16 protein-coding genes are annotated in these 23,974 nt (G+C 68.9%); 5 read left to right on the top strand and 11 right to left on the bottom strand.

Annotation, left to right across the window (positions count from 1 at the left end; genetic code table 11):
• Positions 1–657 precede the first annotated feature (657 nt).
• Positions 658–1,626, bottom strand: coding sequence for a GbsR/MarR family transcriptional regulator (locus ABD743_RS29065; RefSeq protein WP_344725545.1), 969 nt, complete (start codon positions 1,624–1,626; stop codon positions 658–660).
• A gap of 212 nt (positions 1,627–1,838) precedes the next feature.
• Between ABD743_RS29065 and ABD743_RS29060 the strand changes: the two genes are divergently transcribed.
• Both ABD743_RS29060 and ABD743_RS29055 read left to right on the top strand, forming a co-directional pair.
• Positions 1,839–3,032, top strand: a complete 1,194-nt coding sequence (locus ABD743_RS29060; protein WP_344725544.1) for a cytochrome P450 — start codon at positions 1,839–1,841, stop codon at positions 3,030–3,032.
• Positions 3,033–3,156: 124 nt separating this feature from the next.
• Positions 3,157–4,893, top strand: a complete 1,737-nt coding sequence (locus ABD743_RS29055) for an MOSC domain-containing protein (RefSeq protein WP_344725543.1) — start codon at positions 3,157–3,159, stop codon at positions 4,891–4,893.
• Between the two features lie 15 nt (positions 4,894–4,908).
• Here the strand turns inward: ABD743_RS29055 and ABD743_RS29050 are convergent, their stop codons facing one another.
• From ABD743_RS29050 to ABD743_RS29040, 3 genes are all read right to left on the bottom strand, one after another.
• A complete protein-coding gene (locus ABD743_RS29050; protein WP_344725542.1) occupies positions 4,909–5,577 on the bottom strand; it encodes a maleylpyruvate isomerase family mycothiol-dependent enzyme in 669 nt (222 codons plus the stop codon).
• Between the two features lie 145 nt (positions 5,578–5,722).
• Positions 5,723–7,093 (bottom strand): hypothetical protein, encoded by a 1,371-nt coding sequence (locus ABD743_RS29045; RefSeq protein ID WP_344725541.1) that lies wholly within the window; start codon positions 7,091–7,093, stop codon positions 5,723–5,725.
• Between the two features lie 400 nt (positions 7,094–7,493).
• Positions 7,494–10,364, bottom strand: a complete 2,871-nt coding sequence (locus ABD743_RS29040; protein ID WP_344725540.1) for an ATP-binding protein — start codon at positions 10,362–10,364, stop codon at positions 7,494–7,496.
• A gap of 383 nt (positions 10,365–10,747) precedes the next feature.
• Here ABD743_RS29040 and ABD743_RS29035 point away from each other — a divergent pair, with 383 nt between their 5' ends.
• Complete coding sequence (locus ABD743_RS29035) at positions 10,748–11,194, top strand: DoxX family protein (RefSeq protein ID WP_344725539.1); 447 nt, start codon at positions 10,748–10,750, stop codon at positions 11,192–11,194.
• Positions 11,195–11,230: 36 nt separating this feature from the next.
• Here the strand turns inward: ABD743_RS29035 and ABD743_RS29030 are convergent, their stop codons facing one another.
• The 7 genes from ABD743_RS29030 to ABD743_RS29000 all read right to left on the bottom strand — a co-directional run bounded on the left by ABD743_RS29030 (position 11,231) and on the right by ABD743_RS29000 (position 20,468).
• Positions 11,231–13,762, bottom strand: coding sequence for a Pls/PosA family non-ribosomal peptide synthetase (locus ABD743_RS29030; RefSeq protein ID WP_344725538.1), 2,532 nt, complete (start codon positions 13,760–13,762; stop codon positions 11,231–11,233).
• A gap of 347 nt (positions 13,763–14,109) precedes the next feature.
• Complete coding sequence (locus ABD743_RS29025; RefSeq protein WP_344725537.1) at positions 14,110–14,934, bottom strand: DUF1295 domain-containing protein; 825 nt, start codon at positions 14,932–14,934, stop codon at positions 14,110–14,112.
• Complete coding sequence (locus tag ABD743_RS29020) at positions 14,931–16,328, bottom strand: class I SAM-dependent methyltransferase (RefSeq protein WP_344725536.1); 1,398 nt, start codon at positions 16,326–16,328, stop codon at positions 14,931–14,933. Before ABD743_RS29020 ends, ABD743_RS29025 begins: the two co-directional genes overlap by 4 nt.
• A 50-nt stretch (positions 16,329–16,378) precedes the next feature.
• Positions 16,379–17,542 carry a class I SAM-dependent methyltransferase gene (locus ABD743_RS29015; protein ID WP_344725535.1) on the bottom strand — a complete coding sequence of 388 codons (1,164 nt, stop codon included), beginning with the start codon at positions 17,540–17,542 and terminating at the stop codon, positions 16,379–16,381.
• Between the two features lie 125 nt (positions 17,543–17,667).
• Positions 17,668–18,396, bottom strand: a complete 729-nt coding sequence (locus ABD743_RS29010; protein WP_344725801.1) for a DUF1365 domain-containing protein — start codon at positions 18,394–18,396, stop codon at positions 17,668–17,670.
• A 41-nt stretch (positions 18,397–18,437) separates the two neighbouring features.
• Positions 18,438–19,700 (bottom strand): NAD(P)/FAD-dependent oxidoreductase, encoded by a 1,263-nt coding sequence (locus ABD743_RS29005; RefSeq protein WP_344725534.1) that lies wholly within the window; start codon positions 19,698–19,700, stop codon positions 18,438–18,440.
• Between the two features lie 60 nt (positions 19,701–19,760).
• Positions 19,761–20,468: an alpha/beta hydrolase gene (locus tag ABD743_RS29000; RefSeq protein WP_344725533.1), complete on the bottom strand. Its 708-nt coding sequence runs from the start codon at positions 20,466–20,468 to the stop codon at positions 19,761–19,763.
• An 825-nt stretch (positions 20,469–21,293) separates the two neighbouring features.
• On the opposite strand from ABD743_RS29000, the gene ABD743_RS28995 reads away from it, so the two are divergent.
• Positions 21,294–21,428, top strand: coding sequence for a hypothetical protein (locus tag ABD743_RS28995; RefSeq protein ID WP_344725532.1), 135 nt, complete (start codon positions 21,294–21,296; stop codon positions 21,426–21,428).
• 567 nt (positions 21,429–21,995) lie between these two features.
• Entirely contained in the window at positions 21,996–23,963 is a 1,968-nt protein-coding gene (locus tag ABD743_RS28990) for an APC family permease (RefSeq protein WP_344725531.1), read from the top strand.
• Positions 23,964–23,974: the final 11 nt, after the last annotated feature.

Raw genomic sequence — 23,974 nt, 5'->3', positions numbered from 1 at the left:
GGCGGGAACAGCGGGGAAGCACACGACCCCTACGCCACGGCATCGTTCACCCCCGGACCGGGTCGCGGGCCGACAGATCAACCCACACATGGCGCTGTATCGCAGACCCGCCGACATCCTGCGCGCTGCCCTCGTGGGTTGCAGGAGCTCCCACGACGAACAGGAAATCGATCGCAGCGCATCCGCACGCCACTGAACCGTCCGATCGTCCTCGCCGGGTTCCGGGAAGTGGAGTTTCGGCTTTCGCGCCCGCGGGTGCTGTACCCGGCGGGCGACCAGCGTGATGCAACTGCTCCAGGCCTGCGACCGAGACGGCTGGGCTCGCGGGAGTCACGATCACCAGCCTGTGCTGTCGCGCGCCTGCCGATGCATATCGGCGATTCGAGCCGGACAGTGCAGTGAACCGTGTTTCCCTGCGGCGTACCCATTCCCGCGCGGGGGCTGCCCGTATCGACGCGCACGGGTCGCGCGCAGCCGTGAGAGGCAGAACCGTGTGAGGCGCGCCGGATCGCATCGCGCAGCGACCCCGGGAAACGGCGCGATCGACGATATTCGGGGCCCGCTCACCCCGCACGACACGTCCCGCATCGTCGTGGCCCTGCCGCCACGAGACCGGAGCGGTAGCGCGTCCCCTCGATCCCCTGCAACTACCCAGCGTCACTGAGCCTTGGGGAGCCGCTCCCTGCTCCGGCCGGTGTTGTCGAGCGCGTCGCGTTGTGCGCTGGTGAGCCGGTCGGGCCTGGCGATGACGGTGCAGGCGCCGGCAGGGGTGCGCCGGAGCGCGACGGGATCGGCGATCTCCGGGTGGTCTTCCGCGTCGCGCAGTGCGTCGGCGACACGGTCCAGGGGCCAGTCGAGCGCGGCGGCGAGATCGTGCGGCGTGAGCGGCTCGGCAGAATGCACGAGGGCCGCGAGGACGGTCAGCGCGTCCGCGGCGTCGAGCATCATGTCGCCGCCGAGCATGCCGTGGTAGATGCGCTCGAAGAACCGGCCCAGCGCTTCGAGGCGGGAGCCGGCGGGTGTGCCCGCGCCGAAGACCTCGACTCCCCGCCGGGCCGTCTCCACCCACATCGCGTTCGCCCGGACGTTCGCCGACCACGACCGGGACCAGACGTCGTCGTCGATGATGTACCGCTCGCGCCGCTGCGGGGCATCGCGCTCGCGCCGGACCAGCTCCAGACCTTCGAGGTAGCTGATGGCGGTGGAGATCGACGCCGGGCTGACCCGCAGCCGCGCCACCAACTCGGCGGCGGTGAGGCTGGCGGAGTCGCTGACGTAGAGGCTTGCGAGCACCCTCGCCGCCATCCTCGGGAGCCCGGTCTGGACCACCATCGTCACGAACTGCTCTTCGAAATCGCGTGCCGTCTCGCCCTCACCCGCCTCGGCGTTGGTGATGGCCAGGGCCCCGCCCGGCGAGCCGGACGGACGGCGGCGGGCGCGCCGGGTCGTCAACCGGCTCGCCTCGTCGGCGCGATAACCGCCGACCCCGCCGTTCCGGGCCACCTCGCGGCTGACGGTCGACGTCGGACGCGCCAGGCGCCGGGCGATCTCGGCGTATCCGAGCCCCTCGGCCAGACCATCCGCGATCAGCCGGCGGTCCTGGCTCGTCAGCCTGCCTCCGGGCATCCACACTCCCCCCGCTCGTCGATCGTCGCGCCCAGTGTGCGTTCGCGATCAGCACATTGCAATTCGGACACATCCGAGAGTTGCATTCGCCGGCAATCTCATTGCAACGAAACACATGAATATGCCGGTAGATGTAGCGATCGACGTTGACGATCTTCAAAACGCAACGTAGCCTTCGGCACTGTCTGAAAGATCGACGACTGAGGGCCGAGATGACGAAACTCCTTTCACTCCCCACCACGCGGCCGGCAGGGCGCCCCTTCGACCCGCCGGAGGAGCTCGCCCGGATCCGCGAGCAGGAGCCACTGAGCCGGCTGGTCTTCCCGGACGGGCACGAGGGCTGGCTGGTGACCAGCCACTCCCTGGTGCGTGCCGTGGTGGGCGACTCCCGCTTCAGCGCGCGGCACGAGCTCCTCCACATCCCGCTGCCCGGGCCCGGTGCCATGCAACAGCCCCCACCCGCGCCGCCGGGGTTGTTCATCGCGATGGATGCGCCCGAGCACACTCGCTACCGACGCCTGCTCACAGGCAAGTTCACCGTGCGGCGGATGCGCCTGCTCGCGGATCGGGTCGAGGAGATCGCCGCCGAGCAGCTGGACGCGATGGACCGGAACGGCCCGCCGACAGACCTGGTGGAGGCCTACGCCCAGCCCATCCCCGCGCTGACGATCTGCGAGCTCCTCGGCGTCCCGTACACCGACCACGAGTCGTTCCAGCGCCATGCGGCCACGGTGAACAACCACGACGCCACGCTGGAGGAGCAGTACGCGGCCATCATGGCGGTTCAGGAGTATCTGCAGGGGCTGGTCTCGGCCAAGCGCGCGAAGCCCACCGACGATCTGCTCAGCGACCTGACCACCAGCGATCTCACCGACGAGGAACTCACCAACGTCGGCACATTGCTGCTGGGCGCCGGCCTCGACACCACCGCCAACATGATCGCGCTCGGCACCTTCGCGCTGCTGACCCACCCCGACCAGCTCACCGCCCTCCGCGACGACCCCGCCCTTGTCGACCAGGCGATCGAGGAGCTGCTGCGCTACCTCTCCATCGCGCACACCGGGGCACGGTCGGCGCTGGAGGACGTCGAGCTGAACGGCCATGTGATCAAGGCCGGCGAGACCGTGGCCCTCTCGGTGCAGGCCGCCAACCGCGACCCGGAGAAGTTCCCCGACCCCGACACCTTCGACATCCGCCGGCAGGCCGGCGGGCACCTGTCCCTCGGCCACGGCATCCACCAGTGCCTCGGCCAGCAGCTCGCCCGCGTCGAGATGCGGGCGGCCTTCCCGGCGCTTCTCGCCCGGTTCCCGACGCTGCGTCTCGACGTCGCGCCCGAGGATGTGCCATTGCGCCACAACTCGGACATCTACGGCGTCGACCGGCTCCCGGTTGCTTGGGAGGCCTAGCGCGCCTCTCGAATTTCCGGGCCGATGCGCCTAGCGTCGCGGGCTGGAAGTGCACACGGGGGGCGTCCATCGTCTCGGGGACCGGCATGGGTGACCGCTGGTCGTGGCCCGCGGAGGAGTCGCCATGGCCTCACTGCTGTCCGTCAACGTCGGCATGCCGAAGGACGTGCCGTGGGAAGGCAGGACCGTCCACACCGGCATCTGGAAGTCACCGGTGCCCGGCCCCTGCATGGCGCGCCGTCTCAACCTCGACGGAGACGGCCAGGGCGACCTCGCCGGCCATGGCGGCGAGATCCGGGCCGTGCTCGTCTACCAGGTGCAGTCCTATGACTACTGGCGCACCGAACTCGACCGCGACGACCTCGAGTTCGGTGAGTTCGGCGAGAACCTCACCGTCGACGGGCTACCGGACAGCGAGGTCTGCATCGGCGACCGCTACCGCATCGGCCACGCCGAGTTCGAGGTCACCCAGCCACGAGTGACCTGCTACCGCGTCGGCATGCGCATGGGCCGCCCGGACATGCCTCAGCTGCTCGTCGCCCACCACCGTCCCGGCTTCTACATGCGGGTGATCACCGAAGGCGTCGTCGAGGCAGGCGACGAGATCGTCAAGACGTCCTCCGGCCGGCACGGGATGAGCGTCGCCGACATCGATGCCCTGCTCTACCTGCCCGACCGCGACGTCGAGCAGATGCGGCTCGCGCTCGACATCCCCGCGCTCAGCCCGGGCTGGCAGGGCTCGTTCCGAGAGCTCGTCGCCGCCGCCGACTCGCCGGCCGCCGCACGGGCTGCGGTACACGAGCCCGCATGGCCCGGGTTCCGCACGCTGCGTGTCGCCGATGTCGTGCCGGAGAGCGGCACCGTCATGTCCATCTATCTCGCCGCCGACGACGGACAGCCGTTGCCCCCGGCGCTACCGGGGCAGTACCTCACGGTGCGGGTCACCGGCGCCGCGAGCCCCGCTCCCGTCCGCAGCTACTCGCTCTCCTCTGCCCCAGGGGCGGAGGAGTACCGGCTCAGCGTCAAGCGCGAGAACCACGGCCTCGTCAGCGGCTACCTGCACACAACGCTCCGACCCGGCGCCGTTCTCGACGTCGCCGCGCCGCGCGGCGACTTCGTCCTCACCGACCGCGACACCCCGGTGCTCCTGATCTCGGCGGGGATCGGCGTGACTCCGGTGGTGGCCATGCTGCACCGCCTCGCCGCGGAGCACAGCGATCGCGAGGTCTGGTGGCTCCACGGCTCCCGCGGACCAGCCGACGACGCCCTCGCCCGAGAAGCCCACGGCCTCCTCGAGACCCTCCCCAACGCGCACCGGCACCTCTTCTACAGCGCCGCCTGCCCGGACGACCTCGCGGCCGCTCACGCCGTGAGCGGCCGCCTGACACCCCAGGCGCTCGCGGACCTGGACCTCCCCACGGACGCCTCCGCCTACATCTGCGGCCCCTCGGGGTTCATGGCGGACATGCAGGACGCGCTCAGATCGCTCGGGCTGTCTGCCGACGACATCCACGTCGAGCTGTTCAGCGCGCTCGACGCGATCACCCCGGGCGTCACCGACCACCAGCGCGTCCCGCCCCATCCGCCGCAGGGCCCGCCAGGCATCGGTCCGCTGACCACCTTCGCCCGCAGCGGCATCTCCGTGCCCTTCGACACCGGGCGAACGAGCCTGCTCGAGTTCGCCGACGCCTGCGACGTCCCGACGAGGTGGTCGTGCCGCACCGGCGTGTGCCACACGTGCACCACTCCCCTCCTCTCGGGAGAGGTCGACTACTCGCCCGAGCCGCTCGAGCCACCGCCGCCCGGCGAGATCCTCATCTGCTGTTCGCGCCCCACCACGGACGTGGTGCTGGACATGTAGCGGCCTGCCGCCGGGTCACGAGCGCGAGCGCAGGATCTCGACGCCGTCACCCGTGAGGTCGTCGCAGTACGCCACGCGCCCGGTGGTCGCCATCGTGATCGCCAAGGTCGTGCCGGACACGAGCGGACCCTCACCTGTGGTGAACGGGCCGTCCGTCGCGACGAGGCGTAAGCCGGCCACCCGGCTCTTGCCGACGAGCATGAGGTCCGAGCTCGTGTAGAAGTCGGCCAGCTGCGTGACCAGCTCGATCGGGTAGTCGTGATCGATTCCCAGGGGACGCCGGATGTCCTCGCCGTGTACGACGATCTCGCCGAGCAGCGCGACCTTCGGCAACGGAGGCGCCGTCGTGCTGCGAACGACACCACGGAAGCGGGCGAGGGTCTCGGCAGGCGTCGCACCCAACTGCTCGGCCAACCGCATCGCCACCTGCTTTTCGAAGTCGAAGCGGCAGCGGACCACTCCCACGAACCAGCGCAGGGCGTTCAGGCTCGCTCCCGCGGTGAGATGAGCGAGAACCTCGCGCACCGACAGGCCAGGGCACAGTGACGGTGTCGTCCACTGCTCATCGGTCAACCCTGTGAGGTCAGCGACCAAGGCCGCCCGCTCGGCATGGACAGCCGGCCAGGTCGGCCGTCCGGTCGTGCTGGAAGGAACTGCGTTGCTGCGGTCACGGAACAGTGCCATCTGAGTCCTCACGCCGGGAGCGGGTCGCGCACAACCGGAGACTGAGACTCCCGCCGTGGCGCGGAATCATCGCCGGGCTGAGCGGGACTCACGCAAGGACACGCAGTTCGCTGGGTACGCTCACGTGTGTGGGGATGCGTGTGGCTCAGCGGGTGGGGGCGAGCTTCCGCACCCTGCGGACCCGCAGTGTCTGACCCGCCGCGGCCGGGCGCTCCACCACGCCGCGTTTCTCGCGCAGCGCCGGCGACCGATCCATGTTGGCGGTGAGGTCCGTTCCGAGCGCATCCTCGAACGCCGACACCTCCCGCGCGCCTGCCCCGGAGCACACGATGTCGATCAACCCGTTGACGAGGTCACGGTTGTCGATCAGTACAGCCGCGGCGTCGATGGTGGGGCTCAGCGCGCACACGATCGTGTTCTCCTGATAGGAGTGATCGCCGATCTCCACCGCACGCGAACGGATCACAGCGACGGTGCCGTTGAGCGCGGCGGCGGTCGGTGTGCGTGCCACGGCGCCCGTGGCCGAGTACGCGGCCTTCGAGTCCCTCCTCGACTGGGAGCGCAGGCCCGCCACGGCGTCGGCGGCAGCCTCCCGGAGGTCGGTGTTGGCCGGGTCGCGCGCCAGCGCGGCGAGGGCCGCCGCCACCGCGGAGTCCCCGAGAACCCTGCCGAAGTCGATGCCCGGGTTCTCGACCGTGTGGAGGAAGACGTCGCGCTGCTCACCGGCGGCGCGGCCGACCGACGACCCGTCGACCTGGATCGCGACGATCCGGCCGGTCTCCTGTACCTGCTCGGGTGAGCCGACGTCGGACGCCCGGGCATCCGGGGGTTCCCACACGGTCCACCATCGTCCCGTGGTCGAGTCCTGCGACAGCACGACATGGTCGGGCGGGCGGCTACCGAGCGCACCGAGCCTGCGCTGCAACGACCAGACCTCCTCGCGAAGCGTCGAGTCGTCGACCACGCGACACACCGTGAGCTCGCGGCGAATCACGTCGAGATGTCGGTCCGTGTCCCAGCCGAGCCGGTTCACCGACTTGTAGGCACCCGGCGCGGTGTTGCGGACCGCATCGGCGAGGCCCGCGTACGGGACGTGCGCACGGACGGCCTTGTCGAACGTCTCGACCGCGGCTTGGATCAGCTCCGGCGTCAGGGGCTCCTCGGCCAGGGACTCCGGGACAGAGGGCTCGCTGTCCCTCACCGGGCGCGGTGGTTCTCCGGTTTCGGACAAAACGCACGCATGGATCCAGTGGGTGCCCGCCTCGAACCGTCCGATACTGATCCGCGCCACCGCCGCTCCGCCGGGCGCGATCTCGTCCGACTGCCACTCGTCGAAGAATTGATCATCAATCGTGACCTGCACGCGCACGGGACGTGATTCGTCGCCGATATTGCGAACTTTGAACGAGATCAACACCCCGGAGTCGGTGTGCGGGACGCCGTGCTCGCCCGGGTTGTCACCGGGGTCCGGCATCACACTGATCCCACCGCTGGCGAACTCGAAGACCGCACCCATGTGCCATACACCTCCGCGCCTCTACCGGTTCACCGAAGGTGCTGATCAGTGCGTTGCTCGCGGCCAGTGGCCCCGCCTGCCGAGAGACGACCCGGCGGTCGGACCGCCGTACCGGAGTCCAGGCAGCCCCCCGCCGCCGGCTGCACAATGACGTTACTGGCACCGTTGCGCGGACGCACCGTACGACTGCGAGGCACTCGCCCTCCTGGTTCGACGGACAGGCAAAGATCGAACTACAAAATCACATTGTCATGACAGATCTGGGCGTCAAACTTTCAGGTGTTTCACGGTGGACCCCGATCACCAGGAGTGACAAGCGGTCCGCAACTTCGGGATCGGCCCCCGTCGGAACCGCCGTTCGAGGGAAGCCACCTCGAAACGCCCGAGTATCGTCCTCGTCCTACGCACAGTCTCCGGGCTGACCGGAGAGACCAGCGGGCATGTCCTCGGACGGACGTGCCGAGTCGTCGTCCGGCGGGTCCTCGGGCAGTGCCGCCAGAGCGTCGCGCAGGGCCGCTCGCGAGGTGATCCCGAGCTTCGGATAGATCTGGTAGAGGTGGGCGCCGACGGTGCGGTGGGACAGGAAGAGCCGCTCGCCGATCTGCTTGTTGGTCAGGCCCGAACCCGCCAGCTCGGCGACCTCGCGCTGCTGAGGGGTGAGGACGGGCGACGTCGTCGTGCTCCGCCGGGCCTTGCTGATCCCGGTGGCCCGCAGCTCGTTGCCCGCCCGCTCCAGCCAGGGCTGTGCGCCGAGCCGCCCGAAGATGTCCGCGGCAGCAGACAGCTGGACGCGCCCCTTGGCTGTGGCGCGTGCGCGGCGGAGCCGTTCGCCGTAGGCGAGGCGCACACGGGCGAGGTCGAAGGGCCAGCGGGCGTTGCCGGGGAGGGCGAGCGCGGCGTCGAACGCATCGACGAACCGGTCGTCGTCGGCAACCATGGCGCCGGCGCCGGCGGTGAGCAGCGCCAACCGGGTCGACAGAGCGGGTAAGTCGGCCTCACGCATCGCGCCGACATGGGCGCGGGCCTGGGCCAACCGGTCGGTCTTGAGTGCCGCTTCGACCAGATCGAAGCTGGTCCACATCGCGTGCGGGATGTGCGAGGCGATGGTGCCCGGCTCGTTGTGGACAGTGGCTTCTCGGTAGGCGGCCTCGTAGTCGCCCTGTCCGATGTAGTTGAGCGTGCGGGGGTGGACGACGAACCACTCCACCCCGCGGGCACCACGGGCCCCGGCCCAGCGGATGAGCTCGTCGGTGATCGCCTGGCTCGCCTCGTGGTCACCACGGACCGCGGCGTGCAGCCCGCGCATGTGGCGGAAGTACCAGATGAAGAACCGGTAGCCGCGCTCCTCGCACAGACGCGCGCCCTCGTTGGTGAGCTCGGCCATGGTGTCCCACTGGCCGGTGTGGAACGTGTCGTGACACAGGTGCATGAGCGCGGCGACGTAACGGCGCACCGCGATGCGTCCCTCGCGACCCTCGCGCACGATCCACCAGTGCACGTCCCGGGTCGCAGTCAGCCGGTCGAGATACACCGACGCGGCGCCCAACCGCACGATCCGCGTCGGGTCGGTCTCGTCGCATGCCCCGTCCAGCAGCGCATCCAGGACAGGCACAGCGGCATGCGCTGTGCGGGCAGGGTCGGAGTACGTCCGGCAGAGGATCCACAGCAACTCCGGCGCGTTCGGCGTCAACCGGTCGACGGCGGCGAAGGCCGGTTCCCACAGCTCGCGACGACCGGCGAACCAGCACAGCAGCAGCAACGTGTACAGCGCCTCGACCAGCGCCTTGTCGGGTTCGTCGGCAGTGTTCTCGCTGGTCTCGATCGCCTCGGCCAGCAACTTGTGCGCGGTCATCACGTCACCGTCGCCGTCGATCAGCAGGATCGCGGCCGCGGTAACCGCATGCAACGACGCGCCCCCGGCCGGGCTGGTGCGGCGGGCCTCGTCGAGAAGGTGCGACGCACCCACCAGTTCCCCCACCGAATCGGCACCCAGATAGGCGGCCTCGGCCAGTCGCGACGCCCGGTCGACCGATTTCGGGCTGAGGTCCGCCGCACGGGTGAGCGAGGCGATCGCGCCGACGGCGTCGCCGCGCGACTGCGCCAGATGCGCCGCCTCCTCCAGACGCTGCGCGACGTGCTCATCCGGACCGACCACACCTTCGCCCAGGTGCCACGCCCGACGCTCCGCGTGCTCGCTCAGTACGTCCGCCAGACGCCGATGGGCGCCGCGCCGCTCGACGGCAGTGGACACCTCGACCACAGCGGAGCGGATCAGAGGATGTCGGAACTCGAAGCGCCCGGCGATCTCGTCGACGTGGACCAACTGGTCGTGCTCGGCAGGGGCAAGGCTCTCCAGGCCGTAGCACGCCGCGGCAGCGCGCAGTGCATCGTGGCCGCCACTGCGATCCAGGGCGCCCAGCAGCATGATCCCCCGGCAGGCTTCCGGCAGCGCCGCGATCCGGGACGCGAACAAGGCCTGCAGCCGCTGCGTCAGCGGCAACACTGCCGGCAGCGATTCCACCGCCTGCTGCTGGGGGCCGGACAACGCCTGCGGCAGCTCCAACAAGGCCAGCGGATTGCCGCGCGCCTCGCGCAGCAATCGCTGCCGCACGCTCGGTGCCAGTGCGGGAAACTGCCGCGCCACCAACTCGCTCGCCGCGCCGCCGTCCAACGGCCGCAGCTCGTGATCCGGCAGGTCACCACCCTCGAACGAGCTACCCGTGTGCGACCGCGCCGCACCCAGGAACCCCACCCTGCTCCCCGCCAACCGGCGGGCCACGAAGCCGAGCACGGTGGCGCTCGTCCGATCCAGCCACGGCAGATCGTCCACCACCAGCAACAACGGACGCTGTACTGCGGCATGGCGAACCAGCAGCAACGCCGCGTTGGACACCAGTAGCCGATTCGGCGGCTGACCCCCACCGAACCCCAAAGCCACCTCGAGAGCCTCGCGATGCGCAGCGCTGAGCTCACCGAACAACTCACGCAGGGGGAACAGCAACTGGTTCAGACCCGAATAGGCGACCGAAGCCTCGAACTCCACTCCCCCGGCCCGCAGCACACGGATACCCCGGGCAGCGGCCATGGTGACCGCCTCCTCGAGCACCACCGTCTTCCCGACACCCGGCTCCCCGACCAGCAAGAGAGCCCTGCCGTTGACGGCAGCGTCGTCGACGAACGTGCTGATCAGGCAGAGGTCGTCATGGCGGCCGACAAGCCGCGCAGGGCACCCGACACCCACGTTCACATCGCCCCCCGCTCGCACATCCATGACCTGATCCAATGCTACGCATTACTTTTCGGCGCAGCCATCATTGTGCAGATTCTCGCGGGTCGATGTTCTCGACACCCACTCCAAATTCGCGGATCGTCACATCTGGTCGAATTGTCGGGACGGAATCAATTATTCCGGTCCACCGAAAAAGCGTTTCGAAAGTCAGGCGCTCCGGTCGTCGACCTCGCCGGAGTAGCCGAAGGCCGGCTGCATGAGCCTCGACCGCGAGGAGTGGGCCGGTCGGGCTCGGCCTCATGGTCGACCGACGGCGCGCGACACCACAGTCTGCCGGGTCTCTTCGGATCCGAGCGATGAGTTCGACATGTCCGGTTGGTCCCAAGCTCTGACGGAGCTCGACAGGGGCGGACACAGGAGACCTCATGAACACGCAGCACAACCCCCCGGCCACGACCACCGGCACGGGGCGCGGGCAGGCGCCGGGGCGGCGAGTGCACTGGGCCCTGTGGGTGGCCCAGGTCCTGCTCGCGCTGGTCTTCCTCGCCGTCAGCTACCCGAAGGTGACGCTGGATCCGGTCGCGGTCGACGGCTTCGCGGCGATGGGCTTCAGCGTGGCAGGCACGATGATCATCGGCTGCCTGGAGATCGCCGGGGCGATCGGACTGCTGGTGCCGCGCCTGTCGGGGCTCGCCGCTCTCGGCCTGGTGGCCCTGATGATCGGAGCCACGGTGGCGACCGTTCTCACGGTGAGCGTGGCAGGGGCGCTCATGCCCGTGCTGCTCGGCGTGGTGGCGGCCCTCGTCGCCTGGGGTCGCTGGTACCGGACGGTGGAGCTCACCCACTGGCTCCGCACTCTGGCCGGGCGATGACCCCACCTCGCTCGCGGCCCTGACGAGGCCGCAGGATCACGGGAGCGCCGGGAGCGATACCGAGGACGACATCCGCATCTCGCGTGCGGGGTTCCCGGCCCACCGCGCGCCCTCCGGGACGTCCTCACCCTTCATCAGGAACGCGTCCGGACCGAGCACGGAGCCATCGCCCATCGTCACTCCGTAATGGACGAAGGCCCCGACCCCGAGCGTGCACCCGGCGCCGATCGTGATGCGGTCGGATTTGAACGTGCCGTCCTCCTGCGAATGGCACTGGAGCACGCTGCCCGCGTTGAGCGTGCAGCCGTCACCGATGGTGGTGAGAGTCCTCTCCGTCATGGCGCAGCCGTCGTCGAAGACCCGCTTGCCGATGCGGACGCCCAGCACCCGAGAAATGATGTTCTTGAACGGGGTGCCGGCGAGCATCCTGTCGATCTGTGGCAGCACGAGCTTCCAATAGCGTTCGTGCCACCAGAAGTAGGGGTCATAGATCGAGCAGAGCTGCGGGCGCAAGCGCCGGAACCCCGCAACGCCCCGTTCGAGCAGCACGAAGTAGATCAGGCTGAACAACAGCACGATGATGAGCTGCACCGCCACCGCTTCGGCGCCGAACATCTGATAGTACCCCGCTGCGGCCATGGCCAGCAGCGTGAGCGCGAAGATGAAGACCCAGCGCGCTACCAGAACCACCCCGACCGTGCGCAGGTTGTACCGGTTCTTGGCGCTGAGGTTGCGGCGTAGCTCCTCTCCTTTGGCCATGTGATCGAACCGGCCGTCGCGTTCGACGGACCGCGGGATCTCGAAGCTCGGCGACCCCAGGAGCCCGACCCCCTCCCGGATCTTCCCGTCGATCGGGACCATGACCTTCGTCGCCAGCAGGCAGTTCGCACCCGTGCGGCCCTGCGACGGATAGGCGATGTTGTTGCCGAGGAAGTTGTGCGGCCCGATCGACGTCGGTGAGGCGCGGAAGGATGTGTTCGAGTAGTCGGCGTTGATGACGGACAATCCGTCGGCGACCATCGTCCCGCGCCCCACGGTGGTCAGGTATGGGCTCTCGTGCGCGACCGTCATGCCGAAGTTCGAGCCGGTCTGCTCCGCCCGGGACAGCTTGAATCCGAGCCCCTGCAGGTAGTGGACGATGTAGGAGCTGTCGCCGAAGAGATACATGTAGAACTTGAGGTTGGTGATTCGTGCGATGGTCCGGTGGATCGAGTAACGGATACCGTAGAGCGGATAGGTCGCGCCCGGCTTGATCGCAAATCTGAGAAGGCGCGGCACCGTGTAGACGAAGACGATCCCGAAGATCGCGGCTCCGAAGTAGAGCGCCGTGGAAAGGATCAGCACCTCGCGCCAGAACGCCCAACCCGTGGGGTGCAACAGCTCCTGGCTGAAGTTCTCGCCGATCTTGGGGATGCCGGTCAGAATGATGTTCACCCCGGCGAATCCCAGTGGCACCCACAGGAGCAGGACGCTCACCAGTTGCCATGTCGAGTAGGAGATCCTGCGCAAGAGACCGCATCGGGCCGGCTCGACAACCTGATAGTCGACATCTGCTTGCTGCGCAGGTGAGCCGTGCCAGTGCTCGCCGTCGGGCACGACCTGGCCGGAGTGCAGGGACGAGGCGTGGCCGATCTGCGATCCGTCACCCAGCGAGCTTCCGATGTCGAGCACCGTCTTCTCGCCGACGAAGGCGCCCTTCCCGATCGTGACCGTGCCTGTCTGGATCCGGCCGGCGTGGGCCCGGTAGCCCGGGAAGATCGCCTCCTTCCGGATGACGGTGCCCTCGCCGATGGTGAGCAGGTCGGTGCAGACGGGCACGCTGCGCGAGAAGATCGCCACACGTTTGCCCACCTTCGCGCCCAACGCCCGCAGATAGAACACATACAGCGGCGAACCGATGCACACCAGGACCAGCGGGTTCGCACGGACCAGCGTCTTGACGAACCAGAAGCGGACGTACGCCAGGCTCCAGACGGGGATCTCCTGCGGCTTCCAGCGACCGATGAGCACCCATTTCATGATGATCGGAAGGATGGCCGTGGTGAGGAAGAGCGCCCCGCCGACCACGACCGAGCGCAGGTACTCACGCAGGATGCCGACGTCCGCGGACACCCAGTCGTACGCCCTGGCAGTGATGAACGAGGTGAGGGAGATGTACGCCACGAAGAGCAGGAACTGCAGTGTGCCGCAGAGGATGTAGGCGAACTTCCCGCCCGCACCCTGGGTGTCGTCCGGCTCCGGCGGCGACGGCTCGGCCGGGCTCTGCTCGCTCTCGCCGAGCGCGGCCGCGAGCTTGCGGATCGTCGGCGTCGCGTAGATGTCCTTCATCGAAACCGATGGCAGATCGGGGCGTTTCCTGGCCCGTGCACAGAAACGTGCCATCACCATCGAGTCGGCGCCCAGGTCGTCGAAGAAATGATCGTCCACGGACACACTGTCAACGGACAAGATCTCGGCCAAGGCCTCGACCAGGGCTTGCTCGATGCTGCTCTTCGAAGCGACTTGGAACGTCTGCGAGATCGCGGACGCCGCCGTACCGGCCGCCGGAACCTCGACAGCTTTCTTCATCGAACCCCCCATCTCCTTCCGTTCGAGATCGGCCGGGCAGCGGCCCGTGAAGTGCGCTCCGACGATCTCGCGGTGCACGCACAAATGCGACGTCTCCGTTTGAGGTGACGTCGCCGCCAGTTCGAATACATGACTCGGAAAGAGACGGGGTGGTCGTTGCGGTTTCTGCTCGGAACCACCTGAACGGAGTGTGACGGGTCACTCGCCTGGCGAAGATTCAGAACTCTCCGCAACCGCGCTGCTCCCGCACGACCAGCTATTACTCCAGGGTGGAGAAACGGAGGAACCTTCGGCCACGGGTAGCGGTTTTCCGGGGTATCGTCACACCCGTCGGGAAAATGATCGGTTCACGCACTCGTCTTACGCGGTGGCATCGGGAGGAACCCGCTCGTGCGGCGCACGTAGTCGGCGTAGCCGGGGCGGCGCTCGCCGATCGTCGACTCGAGCAGCTTCTTGCCGGTCCCCTTCACCAGCAGCCACGTCATCAGCGCGGTACCCAGGAGCCCGATGAGGCCGGCGTAGTGGTGCAGAGCGAGCACGGTCAGGCCCCACCAGACAGCCGCGTCGCCGAAGTAGTTCGGGTGACGGGTGTAGCGCCACAGTCCTCGGTCCATGACCTGGCCCCGGTTCCCGGGATCGGCACGGAACGCGGCGAGTTGGGCGTCCCCCACCGTCTCGAACGTGAAGCCGATGACCCAGAGAGCGACTCCCACCACCGTCACGACGACCGAGAGGACGCCGGAGGCGAACCCGTACTGGCCGAGCTGGACCGGCAACGACACGATCCACAGGATCACGGCCTGCGGGAGATAGACCTTGCGGACCATGTGCAGAGTCGGGTTGCCCCTGGCTCCGGCGATGATGTCGGCGTACCGGGGGTCCTCGGGCCTACCGTGGTTGCGACGGCCGATGTGCCAGGCCAGCCGCAGCCCCCACACGCAGGTCAGCACGGTGATGAGCCATCGGCGCCACGAATCGCCCTCACCGGCGGACAGCAGCAGCGTGGTGAGCGCGACGATCGCGAAACCGCCGCCCCACACGACGTCGATCCCGTCGTGCCGCCCGCCCCGCACGACCACGGCGACGACGAGCGCTACGGCGAACACCACCGCGACGACGATCGCGGTGACCGCGAAATTGGTGAGGGCCGCGCTCCACGGGTAGGCCGTCACGCGGGCCTCGGGACAACGGGATGGCCGTTCACCGAGCCGTTGTCCGCCACGGAGTGGGAGGCCGCGGCAGCGGACTCCATGCCGAGCACCGCCTGCCTGCGCCGCGGGAGGCCGGTGCTGCCCCTGGTGTCGGGACGCACCATGAGGAACTGGTGCACACCCATCCGGTTCTCCTCGAATGCCAGAGCTGCTCCTGCGAGGTACAGCAGCCAGACCCGGTACTGCTCCTCACCGATCAAGGCGATCGCTTCGGCCTTGCGTTCCTGCAGGGTCGCGAGCCAGGGCCGCACGGTCCAGACGTAGTGCTCGCGCAGCGAGTGGACGTCGACGACCTCGAGACCGGCTCCCTCGAGCATGTCCAGTGTGGAGCCGAGCGGGCGCATGTGCATGTCCGGGGCGACGTAGCGCTCCATGAACGGACCGCCGCCGGGCGCGCTGTTGCGGCCGGACGCCCCGCGCGACATCTGCTGCACGAGCACCCGGCCCTTCGGGCGCAGGAGAGTGTGCAGGGTCGCGGCGTAGACCGGGTAGTTGTCCTGCCCGACATGCTCGCCCATCTCGATGGAGGCGATCGCGTCGAAGGAGTCGTCCGAGCCGGATCCGGTGGAGATCGCGCGGTAGTCCTGCATGCGGATCTCGACCTGGTCGGTCAGCCCGAGGTCACGCACGCGCGCGAGCCCGTATGACTGCTGCTGCGCGGAGAGCGTGACGCCCACGGCGCGCACCCCGTAGTGCTGCGCCGCATGGATCAACAGGGCGGCCCAACCACACCCGACGTCGAGCAGTCGCATCCCCGGCGCCAGGCCGAGCTTGCGGCAGATCAGGTCCAGCTTGTCGCGCTGCGCGTCCACCAGGCCGTACGTGGGCGAGCCCTCCTGGGTCCAATAGCCGCAGGAGTACGCCATCTGAGGGTCGAGCAGAAACTCGTAGAACTCGTTCGACAGGTCGTAGTGATGCGCGATCGCCGCACGGTCGCGGCGGCGGGTGTGCAGGCCGCCGGACAGCCGCGCCTCCGACGCCGGAGGCTTCGGACGGGGGCCGATCGCTCTGAGCCGGGCCGCGACACCGACGGCGTCCACGATGTCGGCGCGGGTGAGGCGCACACCGGCCAGGCCCTGGGCCTCCGCGAGCGTCCAGAACCGGGAGAGCCCCTCGGCGATGTCACCGTCCACTTCGAGCTCACCCGCCACGAACGCCCGGGCCAGGCCCAGTTCGCCGGGGTTCCACAACAGCCGCCGCAACGCCCGGCGGTGCCGGATGACCGCGACCGGCGCGTCCGGGTCGTCGGCCGGACCGGCTTCGGTGCCGTCCCAGGCACGGATACGGATCGGCAACGGCGCGCCGATCAGGCGTTCGACGAGTCCGGCGAGCTGCGGGGCCACGGCACGGGGCATGGGGTTTCTCCTGTCCTGGAGTCGGGAGGATGCGGACGCGATCCCGAACGTCAGCGGCGCTGCAGCGAGAACTGGAAGACGTCGAGGTAGCCGACGCGGAACCCGGCCTCGCAGTAGGCGAGGTAGAACTCCCACATCCGGCGGAAGGTCTCGTCGAACCCGAGCGCGGCGACGGACTCCCAGCGGTCCAGGAACGTGGTGCGCCAGTGCTCCAGCGTGCGGGCGTAGTCCGGGCCGAGGCTGCGGCGCTCGACGACCCGCAGACCGGTGTGGTCGCGCAGGTTCTGCTCGATCGCCTCCACCGAGGGGATCAACCCGCCCGGGAAGACGTACTTGGAGATCCACGTGTAGTCGTTCTGCGTCACGAGCATGCGGTCGTGCGGCATGGTGATCGCCTGCAGCCCGACGCGCCCACCCGGGCGCAGCAGCCGGTCCAGCGCCGCGAAGTAGGTGGGCCAGTACTGTGCGCCCACTGCCTCCACCATCTCGACGCTGACCACGGCGTCGTAGCTGCCCTGCGCCTCGCGGTAGTCGCGCAGCAGCACCTGCACCCGGTCCGCCGTGCCGGCGGCGTCGATCCGTTCCTCGGCCAGACGCGCCTGCTCAGCGGAGATCGTCATGGTGGTGACCCGGGCCCCGCGCTGCGCCGCGCGGATGGCGAGCCCACCCCAGCCGGTGCCGATCTCCAGGACGTGCATCCCGGACGTCACCCCGGCCAGGTCGAGCATGGCGTCGATCTTGCGGCGCTGGGCGTCGGCGAGGTCGTCGCTGCCGTCGGCGAACCAGGCCGCCGAGTAGGACATCGTCTCGTCGAGGAACACGCTGAACAGCTCGTTGGACAAGTCGTAGTGGCGGTGGATGTTCTCCCGGGCACCGTCGACCGTGTTCATCTCGGCGCGCGGCCGTCGGGCCTCGGCGATGCGTCGCCCGACGCGTTGCAGAGCCGGGGGGATCAATGTGGACAGCTGCGCGGCAAAGGGCGTCAACAGGTCGGCCGGGCGGGTGCAGGTCCAGTCCCCGACCATGTACGACTCCCCGAACCCGATCTTCGATCCGGCGCCGAGCCGGTGGAAGAACGCCTCGGGCCGCACGATCCGCATCACCGGGGAGTCGCTCCCGCCCGCCCCGATCCGTTTCCCGCCGGGGAAGACCACACGGACCGGAACAGACCGCACCGCACGCCGGAAGAGCGCCTCCGCCACGAGCGCCCTCATCGGCGCGTGTGGTGGGGTCGCGAGACCGGGCCACACGCCCTCGTTCGGCCTCGGCACATTCCTGGTTCGGCGGATGGCGGTGTCGGGTGCGCGGTGCGCCCGAGACCTGCTCATGGGATCAGCGATCACTGGACGCCCTCCTGAGGATCGTGCTCGGGTCGGCGGACCACGGGCAGCCTGCGCAGCCACAGGGCGATCCCGTGGCGGCGGATCAGCGCCGTGATCCGGTGCGTGACGAGAGGCCTGCGCAGCAGCATCCGGACCAGCGACGCCGAGGTGGCCGGCCGGCGGACACCGATCAGAGTGGCGGCGAGGGCAGTGCTGCCCTGCTGACGCAGCGACACCGACACCGCCAACCGCTCGCCGGGCACCGGCAGCGACATCGAGTAGTGCCCGTCGACGGACAGGAACGGCGAGACGTAGAAGTCCTTGACGGTTCTCGCCCGGCCCGCGGCGTCGGGCCGAAGCAGATAGCAGTGCCGCTGCCCGTAGGTGTTGTGCACCTCGGCCACCACGCATTCGAGCGCGCCGTCGGGCTGGTGGCACCAGTAGACGGAGATCGGGTTGAACACGTAACCGAGCACCCTGGCGTTCGTCAGCATCAGCACCTGCCCACCACGGAGGTCGACATCGTGCAGGGCCAGGAAGGCATCCAGGTTCTGCCGGATCGAACGCCGTGGGTCTCCGAGGTGATCTCGGGCACTGAAGCGGGCGAACGGCCGCAGCCACCGCGGCAGGTCGGGCAGCGCGTCGAGGTCGATCAACCACAGATAGATGCCGTGCCGGAAGGAGCGTTCCATCCGCTGCCTGCGGACGTGGCGCACGCTCGCCTCGTACAGGGCCGGCACCACCACCGTTGCCGACGTGTCGGTCGCGGCCGGACGGGTCGCGCTGTTCACCACTCCACGCCCAGCGCCGCGGCCGCGCGCACGCCCGAAGCGCATCCGTCCTCGTGGAAACCCCAGCCGTGGTAGGCGCCCGCGAAGGCGACGGGACCGTCGTTGAGCTGCGGCAGCCGGCGTTGCGCTGCCAGCGACTCCGGGGTGTAGACCGGGTGCTCGTAGGTCATCCGTGCGATCACGCGGTCGGGGTCGATCCTGTCGCCGCCGTTGAGGGTGACGACGTAGTCATCCGGCTCGGTGAGGCGCTGCAGCCGGTTCATGTCGTAGCTGACCAGCACCGGCGCGCCCGTGGAGGAGCACTCGGGCTTCAGGTAGTTCCACGAGGCCCGCGCACCGCGCCGCCGGGGCAGCACCGAGGTGTCGGAGTGCAGCCACGTCTGGTTGTGCGAGTAGGTGAACGCCCCGAGGACGGCCCGCTCGGCCGTGGTCGGATCGGCCAGCAGCGCGAGAGCCTGGTCGGGGTGGGTCGCGACGACAACCCGGTCCGGTCGATGGACGACGTCGGCATGGTCTCGGATCTCGACTCCGTCGCCGGCACGCACGAGCGCTCGGATCGGCGTCGCGACCCGGACCGCGCCGAGGTTCTTCGCCACCCGCTCCACATAGCTGCGCGAACCTCCGACGACCGTGCGCCACTGCGGCGATCCGCCCACCGAGAGCAGCCCGTGGTGGTCGAGAAACGTGAAGAGGTATCGCGCCGGGTAGGCGAGCGAGACCTGCTCTCCCGCCGACCACACCGCGCTGACCACGGGAAGGAGGAAGTGCTCGGTGAAGTAGCGCGAGTAACTGCCGACCGCGACGAACGCACCGAGCGGCACGTCACCCGCCCGGTCGTCCGCCAGCAGTCGCCGCGCGTGCCGGTGGAACCGCAGAACCTCGGCGAGCATCCGGCCGTAGGCCGGGCGGGCGAGGTTGGCGGCCTGCGGGAAGAGCCCGCCCAGCCCGCGTGCGCCCGCGTACTCCAGGCCGCAGCCCTGACAACGCACGCTCATCGACATGTCCGAGGCCTGGGTCGCCACCCCGAGCTCGCCGAACAACCGGATCAGGTTCGGGTAGGTGCGTTCGTTGTGGACGATGAATCCGGAGTCGACGAACGCCGTGGCGCCGTCGGAGCTGACCACCTCGTGGGTGTGCGCGTGCCCGCCCAGGCGCCCGTCGGCCTCGAAGAGAGTGACCTCGTATCGGCGTTGCAGCAGGTAGGCAGCGGTCAATCCGGCGATACCGGAGCCGATCACCGCGGCGGTGGGACGGCTCATCGTCCGTCTCCTGTGGAGCGAACACGGGTGGCGGAAGTGAGGATCATGATCGACTCCAGGTCATCGCTGGGAGACGGGAACCACGGTGCGAAGCCCGCCGGGGGCGGGTTGTCGCAGAGCGTTCGTGATCACGGGGTCCTCCGGTTCGATGCCGAGTGACCCGAGCACGAACCGGCGCACCAGCGACTGCCACGCGCGGGCGCGGTGGAGCATGTAGTGGCCTGCGCCCGGCAGTTCGAAGCGTGCCGTCCGGCCGGTCACGTGCTTGGCACGCAGCGCATAGGCGTAGGACTCCGCGGGGTCGGTGTATCGCTCCCGGTCTCCGTGCGCGATCAGCACCGTCCGCCCGGCGAGCTGGTCGACCGGGTCGGAGTCGTCGAGCCACGGCGCGAGGGCACACACCGCCACCACATTCGGCGCGCCCGCAGCCGTCAGCGCCGCGCGCCCTCCCATCGAGTGCCCGACCAGCACCACCGGGACGCCGGCGTGCCGCTTCGCGATCTCGCCCAACGCCCAGTCGGCGTCGAGCACGGGGTCCTTGAAAGGTGCGTTCCAGCCCCGGTAGCGGTAACGGAGCATGTACACCGTGGGACCCGCCGCCGCGAGCGTCCACGCGAACGGCAGCATGCGCGCATACGTCAACCGCTTCCGCTCGCCGCTCTCGCGACTCCTCGACCGGCCACCGTGCAGCACCACCACCACCCCGGGCGGGGCGGCGGCGGGACGGCCGACGACGTCCAGACGGGGTAAATCCTGATTCTCGGGCACGCAGGGTCCTCAGCAGCGACGGAACGGTTCGCATGGAGTTTCGGATGAACGGCCTCGGCGGATCACCGTTGCGATCGACGTCACAAGTCGGCCGCGGCCGTTCCCATCGCTATCGGATGCGAAAACCTCTTCATGCCCGTTTGTCCACGACCCGACCACCGACCCGGCAACGGGCCGCCGTTCACGGCCGAGCACTGACGTCGGTGACCCGCAGTCCGGTGCAGACTTTCCATTCGTCAAAATATTCAGTTGTGGAATGACGACGAGCAGCGCATACGCCGGCGACCCGCCGTCGCCACGCTCGAGCCCACCGCACCCCTGGCGGCTAACTGTCACCATTACTTACAGCAGTTTTTCCACCCGCATTCTCCCGACATCCTGCCGTAATAAAAGGGGCCGGCTTTCACGATCGACATGACTACATCGCTCCAGTAATGTTGAGGACCGTCCGGCAAGCACTGTTGGCCGAACACGGAACGCCGCTGAATGGTCATCGGCCACCAAAGAAATCCAGTTCTTGCCCCGATCGCCGCCGCAGCTCTCGCGGACAACGACATCCGACGGCAGGCCGGTGATCCATCGTGCCCGCATATCATCGAGTCCGTCGGGAAGGTCGCAATGAGCAGCACAGCTGTCATCCACAGACTCGTCGAGCTTGCCCGCAGTGCGCGGCGCGGCCCCCGGCCAGGAGCACGATCAGCGTCGCGGCGAAGCGCATCGGAGCCGCGAAGACCCTGCCCCCCGACGCCCACACGAGGCGCACCGTGCATATCCGACATAAGAACGTGGTGGGTCCGCCAGTGGCCGTTCGACGAGGATCTCGACATGCTGCCGCCGGATGCGTTCGTGCAGTCGAGCCACAATGAGATGCACTGGATCAAAGTACGCGGGCGCCTGCTGCTGAGGGGCTCGCTGCTCCCTCCCGACGTACCCGGCGACGAGCATCTCGACTGTCTCTGAATGTCGGCGCATACAGCAGCTGGAGACTTCGCGGATATGCGATCTTCTCCATCAGCAGCCGCCCGGCTCATTGCGGGACGCGGCGCGTCAGAACGTGCGCAAGGAAGGGTTTTCGCCGCCCGACCAGCTGTTCGAGAAGCCGACCACGAAAAGGACCGTTTCCGTCGTATCCACCCTGCAGGGCATCCTGCACGACGATCGATGACAGGTCCGGCACCCACCCGCGGTTCACCTCACGCATGCACCTCTGACTCTGATTCCGGGCGCCCCGCCTGCCCGTCCGGTCACTCAGATCGGACCGAGCGGCGCCCGAATCAGCAGCGACGTGCCACGTGCACCCGCGGTATGACTGCGGCGGGAGCGGGATGCCGCCCCGCGGCAGCGCGTGACTCCGCACCAGCCATGTGACGCCGTCGGCGCCGCTCCCGGCCTGGCTCGCCGATCTCAGCGGCGATCGTTCCGCAGGCCCGGGTTGCGAGCCGCGGGAGGCGCCGGCGTCCGAATGCTGGTCATGGAGACGGGTACGGGTCACTGGCTCGTGCCCGAGCACGCGAGAAGGAGATCCAGGTGGCGACGATCACCGGTCCGGATTCCCCGGCGACCCAGCCCCGAAAGCGCTTGCGCGCCTGGCTCCTCGAGGGCCTCGTCGAGCGTCCGGGTCAGCAGATGGGACCGCACGCCCGGCCGAGCCCCGAACACGTTCGCCACCAGTGGTGGAAGGTCATGTGCCTCACCGGGCTGGACTACTTCTCGACACTGGGCTATCAGCCGGGCATCGCCGCGCTGGCCGCAGGATTGCTGTCGCCGGTAGCGACCGTGGTGCTGGTCCTCGTGACCCTCGCCGGAGCGCTGCCGGTCTATCGGCGGGTCGCTTCGGAGAGCCCGCACGGGGCAGGGTCGATCGCGATGCTCGAGCGGTTGCTCACGTTCTGGCAGGGGAAGCTGTTCGTCCTGGTGCTGCTCGGCTTCGCGGCCACCGACTTCCTGATCACGGTCACGCTGTCCACGGCGGATGCCACCGAGCACCTCGTCGAGAACCCTCACGTGCCGAGCGCGCTGCAGGGACACGAGGTCGTGATCACGCTCGTGCTCATCGCTCTGCTGGGTGCGGTGTTCCTCAAGGGCTTCACCGAGGCGATGGGGCTCGCGGTCGTCCTCGTCGGGGCCTATCTCGCGCTCAACGCGGTCGTCGTGGCGGTCGCGATCTGGCACGTGGTCAGCGCGCCCGCCGTCGTCGGGACCTGGGCCGAGGCGCTGACGACCGAGCACAGCAACCCGCTGCTCGTGGTGGGCCTGGCGCTGCTCGTGTTCCCGAAGCTCGCTCTGGGCCTGTCCGGGTTCGAGACGGGTGTGGCCGTCATGCCGCACATCCAGGGCGACCCCACCGACACCGAGGAGCGCCCGCTCGGCCGCATCCGGGGCGCCAAGAAGCTGATGACCACCGCGGCCATCATCATGAGCGTCTTCCTGGTCACCAGCAGCGTCGTCACCACGCTGCTCATCCCGCATGCCGAGTTCGAGCCGGGCGGCCAGGCCAACGGACGCGCCCTCGCCTATCTCGCCCACGAGTATCTGGGCGACGGGTTCGGCACCCTCTACGACCTGTCCACCATCGCCATCCTGTGGTTCGCCGGGGCCTCGGCGATGGCCGGCCTGCTCAATCTCTTCCCCCGCTACCTGCCTCGCTACGGGATGGCTCCGCACTGGGCTCGTGCGGTGCGCCCGATGGTGCTGGTGTTCACCGCCGTGGCCTTCCTCGTCACGTGGCTCTTCGATGCGGACGTGAACGCACAGGGCGGCGCCTACGCCACCGGCGTGCTGGTCCTGATCACCTCGGCCGCGGTGGCCGTCACCATCGCCGCCCGGCGGGCCCGCCAGCGCGGCTGGACGATCGCCTTCGGCGTCATCTCCGCGATCTTCGTCTACACGACGCTGGCCAACGTCATCGAGCGCCCGGACGGGGTCAAGATCGGGGCCTGCTTCATCGCCGCGATCCTGCTCATCTCGATCCTCTCCAGGCTCCTGCGCGCTTTCGAGCTGCGCGTCACGGCGGTGAGCCTCGACGACGTGGCAGCCGGCTTCCTCGACAACGGCACCGGCGAGACGCTGCGGCTCATCGCCAACGAACCGAACAGCCGGGACGTGACCGAGTACGAGGAGAAGCTGGAGGAGATCCAGCAGGACCATGACATCCCGCCGAACGCCGACATGCTCTTCGTCGAGATCACGCTGCGGGACCCGTCGGAGTTCGAGACGGAGCTCAACGTCCGCGGCGAGCTCATGCACGGCCGCTACCGCGTGCTCGCCCTCGAGAGCGCCGCGGTCCCGAACGCGCTCGCGGCGCTACTCCTGCACCTGCGAGACCGCACGGGGCGTCGGCCGCACATCTACTTCGAGTGGACCGAGGGAAACCCGATCACGCACTTCGCCCGATTCCTGATGTTCGGCCAGGGCGAGGTGGCCCCGATCACCCGCGAGGTGCTGCGGGAGGCAGAACCCGACAGGTCACACCGCCCACACGTCCACGTCGGCTGACGCGCCCCCGC

The sequence above is a fragment of the Pseudonocardia yunnanensis genome, assembly GCF_039534065.1.
In the GTDB taxonomy this organism is placed as follows: Bacteria; Actinomycetota; Actinomycetes; order Mycobacteriales; family Pseudonocardiaceae; genus Pseudonocardia; species Pseudonocardia yunnanensis.
Note: the sequence above shows the minus strand (reverse complement) of the source record. Positions and strands in the feature narration are given on the sequence as shown.

Excerpts from the sequence above, each read along its gene's own strand:
- ABD743_RS29020 (WP_344725536.1), bottom strand. The coding sequence starts at position 16,328 with ATGCCCCGTGCCGTGGCCCCGCAGCTCGCCGGACTCGTCGAACGCCTG.
- ABD743_RS29060 (WP_344725544.1), top strand. The coding sequence starts at position 1,839 with ATGACGAAACTCCTTTCACTCCCCACCACGCGGCCGGCAGGGCGCCCC.
- ABD743_RS29050 (WP_344725542.1), bottom strand. The coding sequence starts at position 5,577 with ATGGCACTGTTCCGTGACCGCAGCAACGCAGTTCCTTCCAGCACGACC.
- ABD743_RS29040 (WP_344725540.1), bottom strand. The coding sequence starts at position 10,364 with ATGGATGTGCGAGCGGGGGGCGATGTGAACGTGGGTGTCGGGTGCCCT.
- ABD743_RS29030 (WP_344725538.1), bottom strand. The coding sequence starts at position 13,762 with ATGAAGAAAGCTGTCGAGGTTCCGGCGGCCGGTACGGCGGCGTCCGCG.
- ABD743_RS29065 (WP_344725545.1), bottom strand. The coding sequence starts at position 1,626 with ATGCCCGGAGGCAGGCTGACGAGCCAGGACCGCCGGCTGATCGCGGAT.
- ABD743_RS29055 (WP_344725543.1), top strand. The coding sequence starts at position 3,157 with ATGGCCTCACTGCTGTCCGTCAACGTCGGCATGCCGAAGGACGTGCCG.
- ABD743_RS29005 (WP_344725534.1), bottom strand. The coding sequence starts at position 19,700 with ATGAGCCGTCCCACCGCCGCGGTGATCGGCTCCGGTATCGCCGGATTG.
- ABD743_RS28995 (WP_344725532.1), top strand. The coding sequence starts at position 21,294 with ATGCTGCCGCCGGATGCGTTCGTGCAGTCGAGCCACAATGAGATGCAC.
- ABD743_RS29035 (WP_344725539.1), top strand. The coding sequence starts at position 10,748 with ATGAACACGCAGCACAACCCCCCGGCCACGACCACCGGCACGGGGCGC.
- ABD743_RS29045 (WP_344725541.1), bottom strand. The coding sequence starts at position 7,093 with ATGGGTGCGGTCTTCGAGTTCGCCAGCGGTGGGATCAGTGTGATGCCG.
- ABD743_RS29015 (WP_344725535.1), bottom strand. The coding sequence starts at position 17,542 with ATGAGGGCGCTCGTGGCGGAGGCGCTCTTCCGGCGTGCGGTGCGGTCT.